Annotated in this window: 13 protein-coding genes and 1 tRNA gene; 11 read left to right on the top strand and 3 right to left on the bottom strand. The window is 70.7% G+C overall.

Annotated features, from left to right (window positions below):
* Positions 1 to 180: 180 nt before the first annotated feature.
* A complete protein-coding gene (locus ABH926_RS03670) occupies positions 181 to 2,016 on the top strand; it encodes a phosphodiester glycosidase family protein (RefSeq protein WP_370363844.1) in 1,836 nt (611 codons plus the stop codon).
* Here ABH926_RS03670 and ABH926_RS03665 read toward each other — a convergent pair.
* The gene (locus ABH926_RS03665; RefSeq protein WP_370363843.1) at positions 1,994 to 3,373 is read right to left on the bottom strand and encodes an MATE family efflux transporter; all 1,380 of its coding nucleotides are present in this window, start codon (positions 3,371 to 3,373) and stop codon (positions 1,994 to 1,996) included. The two genes, ABH926_RS03670 and ABH926_RS03665, sit on opposite strands and share 23 nt — an antisense overlap.
* Before the next feature lie 154 nt (positions 3,374 to 3,527).
* Between ABH926_RS03665 and ABH926_RS03660 the strand changes: the two genes are divergently transcribed.
* The 3 genes from ABH926_RS03660 to ABH926_RS03650 all read left to right on the top strand — a co-directional run bounded on the left by ABH926_RS03660 (position 3,528) and on the right by ABH926_RS03650 (position 10,535).
* Positions 3,528 to 4,070: a PadR family transcriptional regulator gene (locus ABH926_RS03660; protein ID WP_370363842.1), complete on the top strand. Its 543-nt coding sequence runs from the start codon at positions 3,528 to 3,530 to the stop codon at positions 4,068 to 4,070.
* A 338-nt stretch (positions 4,071 to 4,408) separates the two neighbouring features.
* A complete protein-coding gene (gltB, locus tag ABH926_RS03655) occupies positions 4,409 to 9,082 on the top strand; it encodes a glutamate synthase large subunit (protein WP_370363841.1) in 4,674 nt (1,557 codons plus the stop codon).
* Positions 9,075 to 10,535 carry a glutamate synthase subunit beta gene (locus tag ABH926_RS03650; protein WP_370363840.1) on the top strand — a complete coding sequence of 487 codons (1,461 nt, stop codon included), beginning with the start codon at positions 9,075 to 9,077 and terminating at the stop codon, positions 10,533 to 10,535. Before gltB ends, ABH926_RS03650 begins: the two co-directional genes overlap by 8 nt.
* 112 nt (positions 10,536 to 10,647) lie before the next feature.
* Here the strand turns inward: ABH926_RS03650 and ABH926_RS03645 are convergent, their stop codons facing one another.
* Positions 10,648 to 11,223 (bottom strand): DUF4190 domain-containing protein, encoded by a 576-nt coding sequence (locus ABH926_RS03645; protein ID WP_370363839.1) that lies wholly within the window; start codon positions 11,221 to 11,223, stop codon positions 10,648 to 10,650.
* Between the two features lie 138 nt (positions 11,224 to 11,361).
* On the opposite strand from ABH926_RS03645, the gene pyk reads away from it, so the two are divergent.
* Positions 11,362 to 12,843: a pyruvate kinase gene (gene pyk / locus ABH926_RS03640; RefSeq protein WP_370363838.1), complete on the top strand. Its 1,482-nt coding sequence runs from the start codon at positions 11,362 to 11,364 to the stop codon at positions 12,841 to 12,843.
* A 231-nt stretch (positions 12,844 to 13,074) separates the two neighbouring features.
* On the opposite strand, the gene ABH926_RS03635 is transcribed toward pyk, so the two are convergent.
* A tRNA-Leu gene (locus ABH926_RS03635) sits at positions 13,075 to 13,148 on the bottom strand.
* Between the two features lie 143 nt (positions 13,149 to 13,291).
* Between ABH926_RS03635 and ABH926_RS03630 the strand changes: the two genes are divergently transcribed.
* From ABH926_RS03630 to ABH926_RS03605, 6 genes are all read left to right on the top strand, one after another.
* On the top strand, positions 13,292 to 13,906 hold the full coding sequence (locus ABH926_RS03630) for an ANTAR domain-containing response regulator (RefSeq protein WP_370363837.1): 615 nt from the start codon (positions 13,292 to 13,294) through the stop codon (positions 13,904 to 13,906).
* Between the two features lie 398 nt (positions 13,907 to 14,304).
* Positions 14,305 to 15,534, top strand: coding sequence for a branched-chain amino acid ABC transporter substrate-binding protein (locus ABH926_RS03625; RefSeq protein ID WP_370363836.1), 1,230 nt, complete (start codon positions 14,305 to 14,307; stop codon positions 15,532 to 15,534).
* 210 nt (positions 15,535 to 15,744) lie between these two features.
* The gene (locus tag ABH926_RS03620; RefSeq protein WP_370363835.1) at positions 15,745 to 16,695 is read left to right on the top strand and encodes a branched-chain amino acid ABC transporter permease; all 951 of its coding nucleotides are present in this window, start codon (positions 15,745 to 15,747) and stop codon (positions 16,693 to 16,695) included.
* Positions 16,692 to 18,125, top strand: a complete 1,434-nt coding sequence (locus ABH926_RS03615; RefSeq protein WP_370363833.1) for a branched-chain amino acid ABC transporter permease — start codon at positions 16,692 to 16,694, stop codon at positions 18,123 to 18,125. The genes ABH926_RS03620 and ABH926_RS03615 overlap by 4 nt, the downstream gene beginning before the upstream one ends.
* Positions 18,122 to 19,372 (top strand): ABC transporter ATP-binding protein, encoded by a 1,251-nt coding sequence (locus ABH926_RS03610; RefSeq protein WP_370363832.1) that lies wholly within the window; start codon positions 18,122 to 18,124, stop codon positions 19,370 to 19,372. Before ABH926_RS03615 ends, ABH926_RS03610 begins: the two co-directional genes overlap by 4 nt.
* Positions 19,369 to 20,148, top strand: coding sequence for an ABC transporter ATP-binding protein (locus ABH926_RS03605; RefSeq protein ID WP_370363831.1), 780 nt, complete (start codon positions 19,369 to 19,371; stop codon positions 20,146 to 20,148). Before ABH926_RS03610 ends, ABH926_RS03605 begins: the two co-directional genes overlap by 4 nt.
* The last annotated feature ends 138 nt before the right edge of the window (positions 20,149 to 20,286 follow it).

Below are 20,286 nucleotides of genomic sequence, written 5' to 3'. Positions count from 1 at the left end.
TCAATCGGGCTAATCGGTGTTCGATCGGCGTCCGCCGGTGGGAGATGACTCGCGAGATCAGGTTTCGAAGCAACCAGTGATGCCCGCCTCGCGTCGAAGACGTAGAGCGTATGGGCAGACGCGGGGCCGCTGACGGGGATTCGACGCGGCCCCGGATCATGGCGAGGAGAGGTGCGGCTGGTGTCCGCGAAGAGCGAGGAGCTGGAAGGCCTGCGGAACGGTGAGCCGGCCGACGGCGACGCCCGCACGGCCCATGGGGACGGGGCGGGCGCCGGCCCGGCCGAGGGTGCCGAGGGTGCCGAGGGTGCCGAGCGTGGCCAGGGTGTCGAGCGTGCCGAGTCGCGCGACGACGCCGAGTCGCACGACGACGCCGGGCCGCGCGACGACGCCGGGCCGCGCGACGACGAGGCCGCGCACCGCGAGGCCGAGGATCTGTCCGCGACCGTTTCGCTCCCGGCGGCGGGGCATCCCCCGGCGACGGGGCAGCTCCCGGGCGACGCGCTGTCCGAGACCATCTCGTTGCCCGGGGCCGGCCGCGCCGAACAGGCATTGGGTGCAGGCCAGGCATGGGGTTCAGGCCAGTCGTCGGGCACAGACCAGGTGTGGGACCGTCCGCAGCCCGGCCCCGACTCCTCCGGGGTGGCGCAGGACGTCGCCGAGGAGACGGCCCGCGCTGTCGCCGAAGCCGGCTCTGTCGTGCAGGATGTCGTCGTGGAGACCGCCCCCGTGCAGGACGAGGCCGCCGAGGCCCCGTTCCCGGCACGGCGCCGGCGGCACACCCCGTTGTACGGCCGCGGTGTCAGGGTCCTGCCTTGGAAGCACAAGGCGCGGCTGAACCCCGGGCAGCGCCGCCGCCGCAAGATCGTGGTGCGGTCGCTGTGGGGCGCCGTGCTGCTGTTCTCCGGCACCGTCGCCTGGTCCGTGGCCGGGGCCCTGACCGCCCCGGGTACCGACACCGTGCAGGCGCGCCTGGCCGAGTGGGGCCGGGACCACGGCATGGGCGGCGCGGTGGCGCAGCTGGAGCAGTGGCAGTACGACCTGAACCCGCCGTCCAAGGGCGGGACGGTGGACGCCAAGCAGTTCACCGACCTGGGCCCGACGACCGCGCCGAGTTCGGCCAAGCCGTCCAAGGGCGGCAGCGTCCCGGGCAAGGGCGGCGCGAGCACTCCGGCCGCGGACGTGATCCCGATGCAGCCGCGCCTGCCGGCCCCGCCCGGGCTGACCCTGGAGTCCGGCGAGGGCGAGTTCCAGGTCGCGGTGGCCACGCCCAGCGGCCAGCCGGTGGTGCAGGTGGCGCGCATCCGTCCGGACGCGGTGTACACCAGCGTGACCGCCGACGTCGCGGTGATAGACACCAAGCACAGCAGCTTCGTGCTGCACCCGGGCCACGAGGGCGGGCTGAACTCGATCATCACCGCCGTCCCGAACCAGATCGACGCGAACGCCCGGCCGAACCTGATGGCGCTGTTCAACGGCGGCTTCAAGATCAGCGAGTCCCACGGCGGCTACTACGACCACGGCATCACCGCCGCGCCCCTGGTCGACGGCGCGGCCAGCGAGGTCATCTTCAAGGACGGCCACATGGCGGTCGGCATGTGGGGCCGCGACTACAGCTTCCAGAAGAATCCGGACATCGTCAGCGTCCGCCAGAACCTGAAGCTGATGGTCGACGGCGGCCAGGTCGTCCCCTACATCGACGACAGCTCCGTCTGGGGCCGCGCCGACCACGGCTCGGCGGCGGTCTGGCGCTCCGGGGTGGGCGTCAAGGCCGACGGCGACATCGTCTGGGTCGGCGGCAACGACCTGACCGCCCCCTCCCTGGCCCGCCTGCTGAAGGACGCCGGCGCGGTCAGCGCGATGCAGCTGGACATCAACCTGCGCTGGGCGGACTTCCAGTACTTCCCGGGCCGCGACGGCAACCCCGACAACTCCAAGCTCTACGAGGACTTCCTCCAGGGCCCGAACAAGTTCTTCGTGAACTCCACGAAGGACTTCATGGCCGTCTACCTGCGCTGACCCGCATCAGGACGAGCAGCGCGGCGCACTGCAGCGCCGCGCTGCCGACCATCGCGGCCCACACCCCCGGCAGCCCGAACGGCCCGGCCAGCCCGTGCGCGAGCAGCACCAGCACCGCGGTCCCGACCGCCGTCACGGCTGGCAGCCGGTTCCCGCCCCGCCCCGCGGCCAGCGCCCCGGACACGCTGATCACCACCGACATCGGCACCAGGTAGAGCGCCAACCACCGCAGGAACACCACCCCGACCGAGACCACCTCGGCCCGCCCGGTGAACGCCGCCATGATCCATGGCGCCGCCCCGGCGTACACCACCGCGGCGACCGCACCCACCGAGGCCCCGACCCCGATCACCGCCGCCCCGATCCGCCGGCCGGACTCCGGCGCGCTGCGCGCGGAGTGGATGGTCGCGGCCTGCCGCACGGCGTAGAACGCCATCGACGCGAAGTACATGGCCTTGGTCCCGATGCCGTACGCCGCCACCGCCGCGACCCCGAACCCGGCCACGACCGCGGCCAACGCGGTCGCCCCGGCCATGCGCACGACGAAGTCGGTGCCCAGCGGCGCCCCGGCCCGGGCGACGTCGAGAGCCGAGGCGGCGAGGGCGCGGGCGGTGATGCGGCGGGGGAGTGCGGTGGCGACAGCCGGGACTTGGAGCACCGCAACGGCACTTGCCGAAGCGACAGGCGCCGGCGCGGCGGTGAGTATTTCGGCGGGACGGTCCTGGCCGACCCACCGTCGCACCACCACCCCCGCGATCGCCAGCATCGCCGCGCGCCCGGTCACCGTCGCGATCGCCGCGCCCCGCACCCCGAGCCCGAGTCCGTAGATGAGCGTCGGGTCGAGCACCAGGATCAGCGCGTTGGCCCCCATCGCCAGCCGCATCGGGGTGCGCGTGTCGCCGAGGCCCTTGAAGACCGAGTCCACCATGAACTGGCCGAAGTACACCGCGAGCCCCGGCACGGAGATCGCCAGGTAGCCCAGCGCGTCCCGCCGTGCGTCGCCGGGGCCGAAGAACATTCCGGCCACCGGCCCGCGGAACGCCAGGCCGCCGCCGACCACCGCCGCGGTGATCACCGCGGACAGTGCCGCCCCGCCCCGGACCGCCTCCCGCCGCCCTTCGGCCGTCGGCCGGGCCGCGATGAGCACCGTCGTGCCCGCGCCGGCGATCAGCACCAGGCCCAGGACCAGGTTCTCCAGGTTCGTGGCCAGCGCGACCGCGGCCGTCGGCGCCGGACCCAGGTGCGCGACCCAGGCCACATCGATGATCCCGGCCACGACCCCGGCCAGCAGTTCCACGTACACCGGCCACGCCAGCGCCACGATCGCGCGCCGGTGCCCCGCAGTGGCGACGCCCATCCGACCCACCCCTCCCAAACCTCGTTTCGCTGTACCTCGAATCGAGGTAACGCGAAAAGAGGTAACATGAGGCGCGCCGCCGCCGCAACCGGAAACCGCCGACTCGCCCGCCGCTCCGCCGCCCCGCCGCCCCCATCCCGGAGACACAGACCCGATGCTCCCGCTGGCCATCCTCGGCTTCCTCGCCGAAGGCCCCCTGCACGGCTACCAGCTCAAAGACCGCATCACCGGCCTCACCGGCCACGTCAAACCGGTCAGCGACGGTGCCCTCTACCCGGCCATCGCCCGCCTGGAGGCCAAGGGCCACCTCGAGCGCTGGACCGAGCCGGGCACCGGCGCCGCCCCGCGCCAGGTCCTGGGCCTCACCGAGGCCGGCCGGGCCGAGCTGGCCCGGCGCCTGCGCGAGCCCAGCGAGGTGGAGATCACCGACCGGAACCGCTACTTCACGATCCTGGCGTTCCTGCACCGGCTCGAGGACCCGGCCGCGCAGGCCGCGGTACTGCGCCGGCGGCTGGCGTTCCTCGACGCGGCCGGGGCCGGCTTCTTCTTCGACGCCGACGGCAGGCCGGTCAAGGCCGAGGACGCCCCGACGCTCTTTCAGCGCGGCATGACGCAGATCGCGCGGGCCACCGCGCGGGCCGAACGTGAGTGGTTGCACACCGCCATCGCGGAGTTGGATGGCGCAGTGGGGGAATAGGAAACGGGACAAGTCTTATGCGCGAGCCGTCGTCGTCTCGGGCCGGGCTGTCACCACCCTCTTCACCGGGGTTCGGACACGACCGAAGGCGCGCCCTCGCGAACGTTCCGGACCACCGTCACCGACCGGGGGCGGAACCGGTGCTGCCCAAGATCCACAACAAATCGGCGCGTCTCGACATCCGGAACACATCTCGGGACCGCGCGTCCCGCACTGTGAGATAGTCCACTCCCCACCCGCCCCACCATGTTGTAACCTCTGCTTACACCTGATCGGATTGCGCAAGGGCCAAAGACGTCCCGCCGTGCCAGACTGACACGACGGAAGGACAGCCCCCCATGGCATTCCCAGCCATACCGACCGGTCGCGCCGGATCCTCCCGCCCCGATGACCACGCGGCGGCCGAGCCCGCCACGTCCACCGCGCCCGCCACCCCCAGCGCCGCCCCGCTGTTCTCGGCGCTGCCGCCGGCGCAGGGCCTGTACGACCCGCGCGCGGAGAAGGACTCCTGCGGCGTCGCCTTCGTGGCCACGCTCACCGGCGTCCCCAGCCACGCGATCGTCGAGCAGGCGCTGCAGGCCCTGGTCAACATGGAGCACCGCGGCGCCTCCGGCGCCGAGCCCTCGACCGGCGACGGCGCCGGCATCCTGGTGCAGGTCCCGGACGCCTTCCTGCGCGCCGTCCTGGCCACGGACGCGAACCCGAACGCGCGTTTCGACCTCCCGCCCGCCGGGCACTATGCCGTCGGAGTGGCCTTCCTCCCCACCGACGACGACGCCGCCCGGGAGGCCGAGGCCCGCGTCGAGGCCATCGCCACCGAGGAGCACCTGGCCGTGCTCGGCTGGCGCGACCTGCCCACCGACCCCGAGGGTCTGGGCAACGGCGCGCTGTCGGTGATGCCCCGTTTCCGCCAGCTGTTCGTCACCGGCACCGGCGGCCAGTCCGGCATCGAGCTGGACCGCCTGGCCTTCGCCCTGCGCAAGCGCGCCGAGCGCGACACCGAGGTGTACTTCCCCTCGCTGAGCGCGCGCACCCTGGTCTACAAGGGCATGCTCACCACCGGCCAGCTGGAGACCTTCTTCCCGGACCTGCTCGACGAGCGCTTCGCCAGCGCCATCGGCCTGGTCCACTCCCGGTTCAGCACCAACACCTTCCCGGCCTGGCCGCTGGCCCACCCCTACCGGTTCGTCGCGCACAACGGCGAGATCAACACCGTGATCGGGAACCGGAACTGGATGCGGGCCCGCGAGTCCGACCTGGCCACCGACCTCATCGGCGGCGACCTGGACCGGCTGTTCCCGATCTGCACCCCCGGCGCCTCGGACTCCGCGTCCTTCGACGAGGCTCTGGAGCTGCTGCACCTGGCCGGCCGCAGCCTGCCGCACGCCGTGCTGATGATGATCCCGGAGGCCTGGGAGAACCACGGCGAGATGGACGCCGCCCGGCGCGCCTTCTACCAGTACCACTCCTCCTTCATGGAGCCCTGGGACGGCCCGGCCGACATGGTCTTCTCCGACGGCACCGTGATCGGCGCCGTCCTGGACCGCAACGGCCTGCGCCCCTCGCGCTACTGGGTCACCGACGACGGCCTGGTGGTCCTGGCCAGCGAGTTCGGCGTGCTGGACATCGACCCGGCGACCGTGGTCCGCAAGGGCCGCCTGCAGCCCGGCCGGATGTTCCTGGTGGACACCGCCGCCGGCCGGATCGTCGAGGACGAGGAGATCAAGGCCGCCCTGGCCGCCGCCGAGCCGTACACCGAATGGCTGCACGCCGGCCGGATCAAGCTCGACAAGCTCCCCGAGCGCGAGCACATCGTGCACACCCGCGCCTCGGTCACCCGCCGCCAGCAGACCTTCGGCTACACCGAGGAGGAGCTGCGGGTCCTGCTGGCCCCGATGGCCCGCACGGGCGGGGAGCCGCTGGGCTCCATGGGCTCGGACTCCCCGGTCGCGGTGCTCTCCGAGAAGCCGCGCCTGGTCTTCGACTACTTCACCCAGCTGTTCGCGCAGGTCACCAACCCGCCGCTGGACGCCATCCGGGAGGAGCTGGTCACGAGCCTTGCCACCACCATCGGCCCGGAGACCAACCTGCTGGAGCCCACCGCCGCGGCCTGCCGCCAGGTCGAGGTGGCCTTCCCGGTCATCGACAACGACGAGCTGGCCAAGCTCATCCACATCAATGCCGACGGCGACCTGCCGGGCCTGCGCGCGGTCACCGTCTCCGGTCTGTACCGGGTCGCCGGCGGAGGCATCGCCCTCCGAGCGCGATTGGAAGAGATCCGCGAAGAGGTCTCCAAGGCCATCGCCGGTGGCGCGCGCATCATCGTGCTCTCCGACCGGCACTCCGACGCCGAGCACGCCCCGATCCCCTCGCTGCTGCTCACCTCCGCGGTGCACCACCACCTGATCCGGGAGAAGACCCGGACCCACGTGGGCCTGGTCATCGAGGCCGGGGACGTGCGCGAGGTGCACCACGTCGCGCTGCTGATCGGCTACGGCGCCGCCGTCGTCAACCCCTACCTGGCCATGGAGTCGGTCGAGGAGATGGCGGGCTCGGGCCACCTGGGCCTGATCGAGCCCGAGCAGGCCATCCGGAACCTGATCAAGGCGCTGGGCAAGGGCGTGCTGAAGGTGATGTCCAAGATGGGCATCTCCACGGTCGCCTCCTACCGCGGTGCGCAGATCTTCGAGGCCATCGGCCTGGCGCAGGACGTCGTCGACGAGTACTTCACCGGCACCTTCAGCAAGATCGCCGGCGTCGGCCTGGACACCCTGGCCGAGGAGACCGCGCGCCGCCACGCCCGCGCCTACCCCAAGCAGTCCGGCACCTCCCGCCTGGCGCACCGCCGGCTGGACATCGGCGGGGAGTACCAGTGGCGCCGCGAGGGCGAGCCGCACCTGTTCGACCCCGACACGGTCTTCCGGCTGCAGCACGCCACCCGCGAGAAGCGCTACGACATCTTCAAGCAGTACACCTCGCGCGTCGACGAGCAGTCCGAGCGCCTGATGACGCTGCGCGGACTGTTCAAGATCAAGGACGGCGAGCGCAAGCCGATCCCGATCGAGGACGTCGAACCGGTCTCGGAGATCGTCAAGCGCTTCTCCACCGGCGCCATGTCCTACGGCTCCATCTCCTACGAGGCGCACCAGACGCTGGCCATCGCCATGAACCAGCTCGGCGCCAAGTCCAACACCGGCGAGGGCGGCGAGGACGTCGAGCGCCTGCGCGACCCCGAGCGCCGCAGCGCGATCAAGCAGGTCGCCTCCGGCCGGTTCGGCGTGACCGCCGAGTACCTGGCCGAGGCCGACGACATCCAGATCAAGATGGCCCAGGGCGCCAAGCCCGGCGAGGGCGGCCAGCTGCCCGGCCACAAGGTGTACCCGTGGGTGGCCAAGACCCGGCACTCCACGCCGGGCGTCGGCCTGATCTCCCCGCCGCCGCACCACGACATCTACTCGATCGAGGACCTGGCGCAGCTGATCCACGACCTGAAGAACGCCAACCGCGACGCGCGCGTGCACGTCAAGCTGGTCGCCGAGGTCGGCGTCGGCACGGTGGCGGCCGGGGTGTCCAAGGCGCACGCCGACGTGGTCCTGATCTCCGGGCACGACGGCGGTACCGGCGCCAGCCCCCTGACCTCGCTCAAGCACGCCGGCGCGCCCTGGGAGCTCGGCCTTGCCGAGACCCAGCAGACGCTGCTGCTCAACGGTCTGCGCGACCGGATCGTGGTGCAGACCGACGGCCAGCTCAAGACCGGCCGCGACGTGCTGATCGCGGCGCTGCTCGGCGCCGAGGAGTACGGCTTCGCCACCGCGCCGCTGGTCGTCTCCGGCTGCGTCATGATGCGGGTCTGCCACCTGGACACCTGTCCGGTGGGCGTGGCGACGCAGAACCCGGAGCTGCGCTCCCGGTTCAGCGGCCGGCCCGAGTTCGTGGTCACCTTCTTCGAGTACCTGGCCGAGGAGGTGCGCGAGCACCTGGCCGCGCTCGGTTTCCGCACGCTGCAGGAGGCCATCGGCCACGCCGAGCTGCTGGACACCGAGGGCGCGGTGGCGCACTGGAAGGCCTCCGGGCTCGACCTGGCCCCGCTGCTGCACGTCCCGGCGCTGCCGGAGGGCACCGCGCGGTACCAGACCCGGGAGCAGGACCACGGCCTGGACAAGGCCCTGGACCACCAGCTCATCGCGGTGGCGCAGCCGGCGATCGCCAGGGGCGAGCCGGTGCGCGCGCAGTTCGAGATCCGCAACGTCAACCGCACCGTCGGCACGATGCTCTCGCACGAGGTGGTGAAGGTGCACCGCGGCGAGGGCCTGGCCGAGGGCACCATCGACCTGACGTTCGTGGGCTCGGCCGGCAACTCCTTCGGCGCCTTCCTGGCCCCGGGCATCACCCTGCGGCTGGAGGGTGACGCCAACGACTACGTCGGCAAGGGCCTGTCCGGCGGGCGGATCGTGGTCCGGCCGCACCGCGACGCCGACGCCATCAACGTCGCGGCCGAGCGCAATGTGATCGCCGGCAACGTGATCGCCTACGGCGCCACCAGCGGCCGCGTGCACCTGCGCGGCACGGTCGGCGAGCGGTTCTGCGTCCGCAACTCCGGGGCCACCGCGGTAGTGGAGGGCGTGGGCGACCACGCCTGCGAGTACATGACCGGCGGCACCGTGGTCATCCTCGGCGAGCACGGGCGCAACCTGGCCGCCGGCATGAGCGGCGGCACCGCGTACGTCCTGGACCTGAAGGTCTCCCGCGTCAACTCCGAGATGGTCAACGTCGAGGCGCTGGACGCCGAGGACCGCGCCCTGCTGCACACCCTGGTCCAGGAGCACCAGGAGGAGACCGGCTCCACCGTCGCCGAGACGCTGCTCGCCGACTGGGGCGGATGCGTCGGCCGGTTCGCGAAGATCATGCCGGTCGACTACAAGCGGGTGCTCACCGCCCGCGCCGCGGCCCAGGCCGCCGGCCTTTCCGAAGAGCAGACCCTCGACAAGATCATGGAGGCCACCCGTGGCTGACCCCCGTGGTTTCCTGACCACCCCGCAGGAGCACCCCGAGCGCCGCCCGGTCGCCGAGCGCGTCCAGGACTGGAAAGAGGTCTACAAGCCCGGGGGCCTGCTGCCGATCATCAACAAGCAGGCCGGCCGCTGCATGGACTGCGGCATCCCGTTCTGCCACAACGGCTGCCCGCTCGGGAACATCATCCCGGAGTGGAACGACCTGGTGTGGAAGGGCGACTGGGAGGGTGCCTCGGACCGGCTGCACGCGACCAACAACTTCCCGGAGTTCACCGGGCGGCTGTGCCCGGCGCCGTGTGAGACCGCGTGCGTGCTGGGCATCAACCAGCCGCCGGTGACCATCAAGAACGTCGAGGTCTCGATCATCGACCGGGCGTGGGAGGACGGGACCGTCAGGCCCCTGCCGCCGGAGCGCCTGTCCGGCCGCACGGTCGCGGTCATCGGCTCGGGCCCCTCGGGGCTGGCCGCCGCGCAGCAGCTGACCCGGGCCGGCCACACCGTCGCCGTCTACGAGCGCGCCGACCGGATCGGCGGCCTGCTGCGCTACGGCATCCCCGAGTTCAAGATGGAGAAGCGCCACCTGAACCGGCGCATCGAGCAGATGCGCGCCGAGGGCACCAAGTTCCGTCCCGGGATGCACATCGGCGTGGACCTCACCGGCGACGCGCTGCTGGCCCGGTACGACGCCATCGTGCTCGCGGTCGGCGCGACCAAGGCCCGCGAGCTGGACGTGCCCGGCCGCGACCTGGCCGGCGTGCACCAGGCGATGGACTACCTGCCGTACGCGAACAAGACGTGCGAGGGCGACTACCTGACCGCGCCGATCGACGCGTTCGGCAAGCACGTGGTGGTCATCGGCGGCGGCGACACCGGGGCGGACTGCCTGGGCACCGCCACCCGGCAGGGTGCGGAGTCGGTGACGCAGCTGGAGATCATGCCGCAGCCCGGCCAGGACCGTCCGGCCAACCAGCCGTGGCCGACCTACCCGGTGATCTTCCGTGTCTCCTCGGCGCACGAGGAGAACGGCGAGCGGGTCTACGCGGTGTCCACCACCGAGTTCGTGGGCGACGACAACGGCCGGGTCAAGGCCCTGCGCCTGGTCGAGGTCCGCTTCGAGGGCGGGCGTCCGGTCCCGGTGGCGGGCACCGAGCGGGAGATCCCGGCCGACCTGGTGCTGCTGGCCATGGGCTTCGTCGGCCCCGAGCGCGGCAACGGCCTGATCGACCAGCTGGGTCTGGCCCTGGACGAGCGCGGCAACATCGCCCGGGACAACGACTACGCCACCAACGTGCCCGGCGTGTTCGTGGCCGGGGACGCCGGCCGCGGGCAGTCGCTGATCGTGTGGGCGATCGCCGAGGGCCGCTCGGCGGCCAGTTCGGTGGACGCCTACCTGTCGGGGTCGAGCACGCTGCCCAAGCCGATCCCGCCGACGGCGCGGCCGGTGACGGTGTGAGCGCCGGCGCGGCGGCTCCGGACGGTTCGCCGTCCGGAGCCGCCGCGCCGTTTCGGTCCGCCGGGGCGTACCGGGGGGCGTACCGGCCCGGCCGGGCAACCGGCGAGATGCCTCAGTGCTGGTTGGCGACCAGGATGAGACCGAGGATCCACAGCGCCAGCGTGACGATCCCGAGCACGAACCCGGCCTGCGCCACGCCGCGGTTGGTGGCCTCGCCGCGGGCCACGCGGGTCAGCCCGATCCGGCCGAAGATGATCGCCAGGATGCTGGCCGGGCCGATCAGGAACCCGACGATGCCCAGCGTCAGCGCGGCCGTGCCCATGCCGTTGCGGCGGCGGACCGGGGGAGCGCCGTACCCGCCGTAGTCGTAGCCCTGGCCGCCGCTGTAGGTCGGGTAGGCCTCCGGGGGCAGCGGCGGCGGGGGCGGGTACTGCTGGTCCGGCCCCGGGTACTGCTGATCGGGTCCCGGGTGGCGCGGTACCTCGCCCGGCTCCTGCTCGGGACGCGGGCCGGGGCCCGGGGTCACCGCCGAGGCGGGAGGCTCGATGATCGGAGAGGAAGGAGGCTGAACCGGCTCCTCCTCCGGCGACCGGTCCGCGGGCTTGTCCGAGCCCTGCGACACGTGCGGGGGCTCCGAAGGCTCCGGGGACTCCGAGGAATCCGGCGGTTCCGGGGGAGTTGTCGTCATGGAGGCCAATTGTCTCCATGACACCCGGTTCAATCCATACAGACACACGGTGAACGGCGGCCGAAAGTTGTGTTCGGAGCCGTGGGAACTTGTCAGACCGGAAAAAGCTACTAACGAGTAGGACATAAGGTAGTAGGCATGCGCCGCGCGAAAATCGTTTGTACCCTGGGCCCGTCGGCCGGAACCCTAGAGCAGCTCACCGCCCTGGTGGAAGCCGGCATGAATGTGGCCCGCCTGAATCTCTCCCACGGTTCCTATGAGGACCACGAGGAGCGATATCGCAACGTCCGGCAGGTCGCCACGACCAGCGGCCAGGCCATAGGCATCCTGGTCGACCTGCAGGGCCCCAAGATCCGTCTGGGCACCTTCGCCAACGGCAAGGAGGTCCTGGCCAACGGCGCGCGGTTCACCATCACCACGCGCGACGTCGCCGGGGACGCCACCGTCTGCAGCACCACCTACAAGGGGCTGCCCGGCGACTGCAAGCCCGGCGACAAGATCCTGGTCGACGACGGCAAGCTCGCCCTGGAAGTGGAGAGCGTCAGCGACACCGACGTGGTGACCCGGGTCCTGGAAGGCGGCCCGATCTCCAACAGCAAGGGCATCAACCTGCCCGGCGTGGCCGTCTCGGTCCCGGCGCTGTCCGAGAAGGACGAGCTGGACCTGCGCTGGGCCCTGGGCAAGCCGGAGCCCGGCCACGGCAACCCCGGCGTGCGCGCCGACATGATCGCGCTGTCCTTCGTGCGCGACGCCTCCGACATCGAGCGCGTCCACGAGATCATGGACGAGGTCGGCCACCGGGTCCCGGTGATCGCCAAGATCGAGAAGCCGCAGGCGGTGGCCAACCTGGACGCCATCGTCGACGCCTTCGACGCGATCATGGTGGCCCGCGGCGACCTGGGCGTGGAGCTGCCGCTGGAGCAGGTCCCGATGGTGCAGAAGCGCTGCATCACGCTGTCCCGCCGCAACGCCAAGCCGGTCATCGTGGCCACCCAGATGCTGGACTCGATGATCACCAACTCCCGCCCCACCCGCGCCGAGGTCTCCGACGTGGCCAACGCGGTCCTGGACGGCACCGACGCGGTGATGCTCTCGGCCGAGACCTCGGTCGGCGCCTACGCGGTGCAGACCGTGGAGACCATGGCCAAGATCATCACCGCGGCCGAGGAGGAGACCCTGGCGGCCGGCCTGAAGCCGGCGCTGAGCAAGCCGCGCACCAAGGGCGGCGCCGTCGCCCGCGCGGCGGCCGAGCTCGGCGAGAACCTGTACGCCAAGTACCTGATCGCCTTCACCGAGAGCGGCGACACCGCCCGCCGGCTGTCGCGCTACCGTCCGCCGACGCCGCTGATCGCCTTCACCCCGCACAACGAGATCCGCAACCAGCTCGCGCTGAGCTGGGGCATCCGTACCTTCTGCAGCCCCGAGGTCGAGCACACCGACGACATGGTGCGCCAGGTCGACACCGAGCTGCTGCAGCTGGAGCTGAGCAAGGCCGGTGACACGGTGGTCATCATCGCGGGCTCCCCGCCCGGGATCCCCGGTTCCACCAACGCGGTGCGGGTGCACCGGGTGGGCGACGCCATCAGCGGTGTCGCGCCGGCCTACCGCGAGGAGCGGTAAGGGCCGGGCACGGCCGAGCCCGGCGGTCTCACGAGGAGTGCCCGGGTGAGATGATTTTCGCGCTGCGGCGCTGTCCTGGAATCCGGGGCGGCGCCGTTCTCGCTTTCACCGGCGGGGGCCGGCCGGTGGCGGCGGCTGCCGGCCGGCGGCGGCGGCCCGGACCGTCGGCGGGGAAAGGAAAAAGCCCGTCCATCGTGACCGATGAACAGGCTTCGGGCGTTCCGCCATATGTGCTCCGGGTGGGACTCGAACCCACACTGAATGGTGTTTGAGACCATCTTCTCTGCCGATTGGAATACCGGAGCAGCATTCTTGTGCGAGCCGGACCATTTCGCGTCGGTCCTGCTCGTGCTCAGCATACCGAACCGCAGACCCACCCCCGCAACCGACTTCCCCGCAGGTAGGCTCGTACTGAAAAGAACAGCCGGCCCCGCCCAGTGAGGACCCCATGGCCACCGAGTCCACCCCTGCCCGTCGAGTGATCATCGCCGAGGACGAGGCGCTCATCCGCTTGGACCTGAAGGAGATGCTCCAGGAGGAGGGTTACGAGGTCGTCGCCGAGGCCGCCGACGGGGCCGCGGCGGTGCGGTTGGCCGAGGAGCACCGGCCGGATCTGTGCATCTTCGATGTGAAGATGCCGGTGCTGGACGGGATCACCGCCGCCGAGCAGGTGATCGAGGCGCGGATAGCGCCGGTGTTGATCCTCACCGCGTTCTCCCAGCGGGAGTTGGTCGAGCGGGCGGCCGAGGCCGGGGTGATGAACTACTTGGTGAAGCCGTTCACCAAGGAGAAACTGGTGCCGGCGATCGAGATCGCGGTCTCGCGGCACACGCAGTTGACCGCGCTGGAGGGCGAGGTCGCGGATCTGGCCAGCCGGCTGGAGACCCGCAAGCTGGTGGACCGGGCCAAGGGCGTGCTGCAGACGGCGCACGGGATGACCGAGCCCGAGGCGTTCCGGTGGATCCAGAAGACCTCGATGGACCGGCGGATGACCATGAAGGAAGTCGCCGAGGTGGTCATCAGCGGGTCGACCGCGGTGGGCTCGCCGGCCAAGGCCGAGTGAGGCCGCATAACGATCTTGTGATCCGGCCGGTGGCGGTGACGTGCGTCACGCCGCCGGCCGGTGGCGTGTCCGGGGTCGCGGCCGGCGGCACGGGTAAGACGCCAGCCGGTAGGGCACTGATTACCGTGCCGCGGTGACCCCGATCCCGCGCACCGTGAAGATCAACGCACCTCAAATCCGGGCCCTGTCGGGATCCGGGCCACTTGCGGGGTTTTGGCTCTGGTGGGGGCCTCGGCCTGATTGGTAACGAGAGCATCACGCGATCTCCGACCCCCTCCCCACGCGTGACGTTGGGCACTAGCCTTCCCATCACCCATAGGGCGACCGCGTGAATTCGGACGAGTACCAAATGCCCAATCGGCGCCGGTGCCCGTTCGACGATCAGGGAGGATCTGGAAGTGCGGACCATCAACCGAGTGCGGGCCGGCGCTTTGATTGCCGCGGGCGTGTTCGCGCTTTCGGCTTGTGCGGGCAGCTCGACGAAGTCGGGCAGCTCTTCGTCAAGTTCCAACGGGAGCGGCAGCTCCACTTCGGCCGCCAACAACGGCAAGCCCACGCTGGAGATAGGCGTGCAGGGCCCGTTGTCGGGCCAGAACCAGGCGCTGGGCCTGAACATCGACTGGGGCGTCAAGCTCGCCGTGCAGCAGGAGAACGCCAAGGGCGACCTGCCGTTCAACCTGGCCGTCAAGGAGTCCGACGACCAGGGCGACCAGTCCCACGGCGCGACCGCCGCGCAGCTGCTGATCGGGGACCCGAAGGTGGTCGGCGTCGTCGGTCCGGCCTTCTCCGGTCCGACCGCCGCCGCCGGCGCGCTGTACTCCAGCGCCAGCCTCGTGGCCGTCAGCCCCTCGGCGACCCGTCCGTCGCTGACCAGCTCCGGCTACAAGACCTTCTACCGCGTCGTGGCCAACGACAGCGTGCAGGGTCCGGCGGCGGCCGACTACATGGCCAAGGTGCTCAAGGCGACCAACGTCTACGTGGTCGACGACAAGACCCAGTACGGCCAGGGTCTGTCCACCGCGATCGTCGGTGAGCTGAAGAAGGACGGCGCGACGGTCGAGACCGACAGCGCGCCGCAGGGCACCCAGGACTACTCGCAACTGGCCTCCAAGGTCGCCTCCTCGGGCGCCAAGGCCATGTACTACGCGGGCTACTACGCTGACGGCGGCGTGTTCGCCAAGGCGCTGAAGGCTGCCGGCTACGCCGGCACGATGCTCTCCGGCGACGGGTCGAAGGACCCGAACTTCATCACCACCGCCGGTAAGGACGCCGCCGAGGGCTGGCAGTTCACCTGCCCCTGCCTGGACGCCGGCAGCGACCCGAAGTACGCCGCGTTCGTGACGGCGTACAAGTCTTTGTCCAACGCCGCCCCGGGTACCTACTCGATCGAGGGCTACGACGCGGCGAACGTCATCATCAGCGTTCTGAAGAGCCTGAACACCGCCAACCCGACCCGGGCCGCGGTGGCCGCGGGTGTGGCGACGGTGGACTACCAGGGTCTGTCCAAGGAGATCAAGTTCACCTCCACCGGTGACATCTCGGGAACCGCGATCTACGCCTACCAGATCAAGAACGGCGTGATCTCGCTGATCGGCGACATCTCCAAGATGCCGGGTATCGGCAGCTGATCTGAGGCCGGGCCGGTGCCTGTCTGTGACAGGCGGGCACCGGTGCGGTTCCTGCCTCACTGGGCGCCCGGGTCAGCCAGGCCCGACAGCGTCGCAAAGACGAGACCCTCCCGCGAGCCGTGGCCCGCTTGGTTCCACAGCGGGCCACGGCTTTCGTGTGGCATCGGGCCACCCCCGCAACCCTGACGCCTCCTGCACAGGAAGCCCTTTATGTACATCACCCAACACTTTTGGGAGCTACTGTTCCAAGGGATCAGGCTCGGCTCCCTCTACGCCCTGATCGCCATCGGCTACACCATGGTCTACGGCGTGCTCCAACTGATCAACTTCGCTCACAGCGAGGTGTTCATGTCCGGCGCCCTGGGCGGCGTGTTCATGCTCACCGCGCTGGTCGGCACCAACGGCGACATCCCCAGTGGGTTCTCCGCCTTCGAGTACACGGCCCTGGCCCTGCTGGCCGGCGCGGCGGTGGGCGCGGCGATCGCGTTCTCGCTGGAGCGCGTGGCCTACCGGCCGCTGAGAAAGCGCCATGCGCCAAAACTGGTGTACCTGATCACCGCGATCGGCGCCTCGATCTTCCTGTACAACCTGGCCGGCAAGCTGTTCGGCCGGAACAACCTGCAGGTCCCGGAGTCCTTCCACTCCGGAAAGGTTTTCGTCCTGCCCGGTAGCGGGGCTCCCGGGCCGCGCACGGTCAAGACCCTGGACGTGCTGATCATCGTCACCGCCGTGGTCATGATGATCGCGCTCGACACCCTGATCTCGCGCACCAAACTGGGCGCCGGCATCCGGGCCGTGGCGCAGGACGCCGAGACCGCGCAGCTCATGGGCGTGGACGTCAGCAAGGTGATATCCCGGACGTTCATCATCGGCGGTCTGCTGGCCGGCGTCGGCGGCGTGCTGTACGCCATGTTCCACGCGGTGACCTACACGATGGGCTTCGTCCCGGGTATCAAGGCGTTCACCGCCGCGGTGCTCGGCGGCATCGGCAACGTCCGCGGCGCCATGCTCGGCGGCCTGCTGTTGGGCATCGTGGAGAGCTTCAGCCAGGGCATCTTCTCCCTGGAGTGGGTGGACGTGGTCTCCTTCGTAGTGCTGGTGGCGGTCCTGCTGATCCGCCCGACCGGCATCCTGGGCGAGCGGACGGGGAGGGCGGCGTGACGACCTCGATCTCCGAACTGTCGGCACAGGTCCGACAGCTGCGCACTCACGAAACGTGGTGGAAGGACCCGCGCTGGGCCCGGCTGTTCTCCATCTTCGCGCTGTTCATGGTGCTCAGCATCCTGACGAACCAGGTGCAGGGCTCCTCCACCGACTACACGCTGCTGTTCAAGAACAGCTGGTTCTCCGCGCGCGGGGCCGAGTTCCTGATCGGCTCCGTGATCGTCTGGGTCATCGCCGAGGTGTGGCGGGCCCGGGGCCTGAGCCGGATCGCCGCGCAGGCCACGAAACCGGTCCGGCAGGCCAAGGACATCGCGGCCCTGAAGAACCCGTGGGTCAAGCGGGGCTCGCTGCTGGTGCTGGTGGTCGTGGCGGTGCTGCTGCCGTACATCGGCCTGTTCTCCACGTCGTACTTCCAGTCCGTGCTGTCCGACCAGGTCGGCGTGTTCGTGCTGGCCGCGGTCGGGCTGAACGTGGTGGTCGGCTGGGCCGGCCTGCTGGACCTGGGGTACATCGCGTTCTTCGCGATCGGCGCGTACACCACTGCCATCTTGTCCGGCAGGCTCCCGATCGGTGCCGACGGCAACCCCGAGGCACATCCGCCGATCCACCTGAACCTGTTCTTCGCCTTCCCGATCGCGGTTCTGCTGACCATGGCCGCGGGCCTGATCCTGGGCGCCCCGACGCTGCGGCTGCGCGGCGACTACCTGGCGATCGTGACGCTCGGCTTCCACGAGATCGTGCTGAACATCGCCTCGAACAACCCGAAGAACATCACCGGCGGCGCCCTGGGCGCGACCGACATCTCGACGTTCCGGTTCAACCTGTTCGGCGTCCATTACGACTGGCACACCAATGATGCCAAACCGTACTGGTTCCTGGCGATCGGCCTGATCATCGCCGTGGTGTTCGCCTTCCGGCGGCTGGAGCACTCCAAGGTCGGCCGGACCTGGACGGCGATCCGCGAGGACGAGGTGGCTGCGGCCGCCTCGGGCGTGCCGACGGTGAAGTACAAGCTGATGGCCTTCGCGATCGGCGCCTCCACCTCCGGCTTCGCCGGTGTGCTGGCAACGGCGAAGACCACCGCGATCACCCCGCAGAACTTCCCGCTGCCGTTGTCCGTGACCGTGCTCGCTTACGTCATCTTCGGCGGCATGGGCTCGCTGACCGGCGTGATCGTCGGCGCCTCGCTGATGACCTTCCTGCCGTACTTCCTTCAGGGTCCGCCCTCGTGGTTCAACGGCGGCCAGCCGGTGGTGGACCCCAAGGACGTCCCGATGTGGATCGGCGCGGTCCTGCTGACCATGATGATCTTCCGGCCCCAGGGCCTGATCCCGTCCAAGCGCCGAGCGCAGGAGCTGGCGCAGGCCGAGCACGGCCTCGGCGACGCCGACGCGATGACCGAGCCCGCGGAAGGAGTGGCCCCGTGAGTACGAGCACTGAGACGGTGCCCCAGCCGCGCGCCGAACAGGGCCGGGCGGTGCTGCGGGCCGAGGGCGTCACGCTCCGGTTCGGCGGCCTGACCAGCCTGGACCACGTCGGCCTGACCCTGCACAGCGGGGAGGTCCTGGCGGTCATCGGCCCCAACGGCGCCGGCAAGACCTCGCTGTTCAACAGCCTGACCGGGGTCTACCTGCCCCAGGAGGGCTCGATCGAGTTCATCCCGGACGGCGGCTCGCCGGTCGCGCTGGTCCGCAACGGCCTGTTCAACCGCCGCAGCAGCCGCAAGCCGCACCTGGTGAACCGCGCGGGCATCTCGCGCACGTTCCAGAACATCCGGCTGTTCAACGCCCTGACGGTCCTGGAGAACGTCCAGATCGCCGCCGAGACCCGCAGCTCCTCCGGCCCGGTCGGCGTCATGCTGGGCCTGCCCCGCAACCGCCGGAACGAGCGGGCCGCGCGGCAGCACTCGCGCGACATGCTCGAGTTCGTCGGCCTGCGCGGCAAGGAGAGCGACATCGCCGGCTCGCTGTCCTACGGCGACCAGCGGCGTCTGGAGATCGCCCGCGCGCTGGCCAGCGACCCGAAGGTGCTGCTGCTCGACGAGCCGGCGGCCGGCACCAACCCCTCGGAGAAGCTGGGCCTGGCCCAGCTGATCACCCGCATCAACACCGAGCTGGGCATCAGCATCCTGCTGATCGAGCACGACATGCGCCTGGTGATGTCGGTCGCGCACCGCATCACGGTGCTGAACTTCGGGAAGGTGATCGCCTCCGGCGCGCCCTCCGAGGTGCAGCAGAACCCGGCGGTGATCGAGGCCTACCTCGGCAGCGAGGCGGCCGAGGAGGCGGTGGCCGAGGCCGAGGCCGCGGCGGCTGTCGAACCGGCGGCCGAGGCTCCGGTGGTCGACGCCGCGCATGCCGAGGCTGAGGCTGAGTCCGGTACCGAGGCCGAAGCCGCCGCGCCGGTGGTCGAGGCCGCGGCCGAGGAGACTCCGGCTGCTGAGGAACCGGCTGAGGAACCGGCAACCGAGGAACCCGCAGCCGAACCCGCGGCTGAGCAGTCCCCGGCCGCCGCGGAATCCGCCGCCGAGACCCAGGCCGAGGAGCAGGCGGCTTCGGCCACCGAGTCTGCCGAGACCACCGAGTCCGCCGAGGCCGCCGAGGAACCCGCCGCGGAATCCGGATCCGAGGCCGAATCCCCGGCCCGCGACACCAACGAGGAGGGGTCCGCATGAGCGAGGCGACCACCATCCCCGGTCCGCGCACCGAGCCGTCCTCCGCCGAAGGCACTCCGCTCCTGGAGCTCCGCTCGGTCGAGGTCGCCTACGGCGGCATCGTCGCCCTGAAGGGCATCGACCTGGAGGTCCGCCAGGGCGAGATCGTGGCCCTGCTCGGGGCCAACGGCGCGGGCAAGACCACGACCCTGCGCACCATCTCCGGGCTCCTCAATCCGCGCTCCGGCGAGGTCCGGTACGCCGGCGAGGCCATGACCGGCATCCCGGCGCACAAGATCGTGCAGCTGGGCATCGGCCACTCCCCGGAGGGCCGGCGCATCTTCCCCCGGATGACCGTCCTGGAGAACCTCCAGATGGGCGCCTACCGCTTCAAGTTGGTGTCCCAGAAGGACCTGGACCAGGTCTTCGAGCTCTTCCCGCGGCTGCACGAGCGCCGCACGCAGCTCGGCGGCAACCTGTCCGGCGGCGAGCAGCAGATGCTCGCCATCGGCCGGGCCATGATGGGCCAGCCCTCCCTGCTGCTGCTCGACGAGCCCTCGATGGGTCTGGCGCCGCTGATCGTGGCCCAGATCTTCGAGATCATCGAGCGCATCAACTCCCTGGGCACCACCATCCTGCTGGTCGAGCAGAACGCGGCGCAGGCGCTGAAACTGGCGAACCGCGGCTACGTCCTGGAGACCGGCGAAGTCCGGATGAGCGCTCCGGCCTCGGAGCTGCTGAACGACCCGCGCGTCCGCGAGGCCTACCTCGGCGAGACGGCGGAAAGCGCGGAGTAGCGCAGCACCACAGCGCGCACATCAGCGGCCGTGGCCCCATCGCCCTCCAAGGCATGGGGCCACGGCCGTGTTGGTGATGGGGCCCCAGCCCAGTTTGCATCCCGGGCCCCAGCCCGATGGGACGCGCGGCAGCGCCGC

The organism is Catenulispora sp. GP43, assembly GCF_041260665.1.
In the GTDB taxonomy this organism is placed as follows: Bacteria; Actinomycetota; Actinomycetes; order Streptomycetales; family Catenulisporaceae; genus Catenulispora.
Note: the sequence above shows the minus strand (reverse complement) of the source record. Positions and strands in the feature narration are given on the sequence as shown.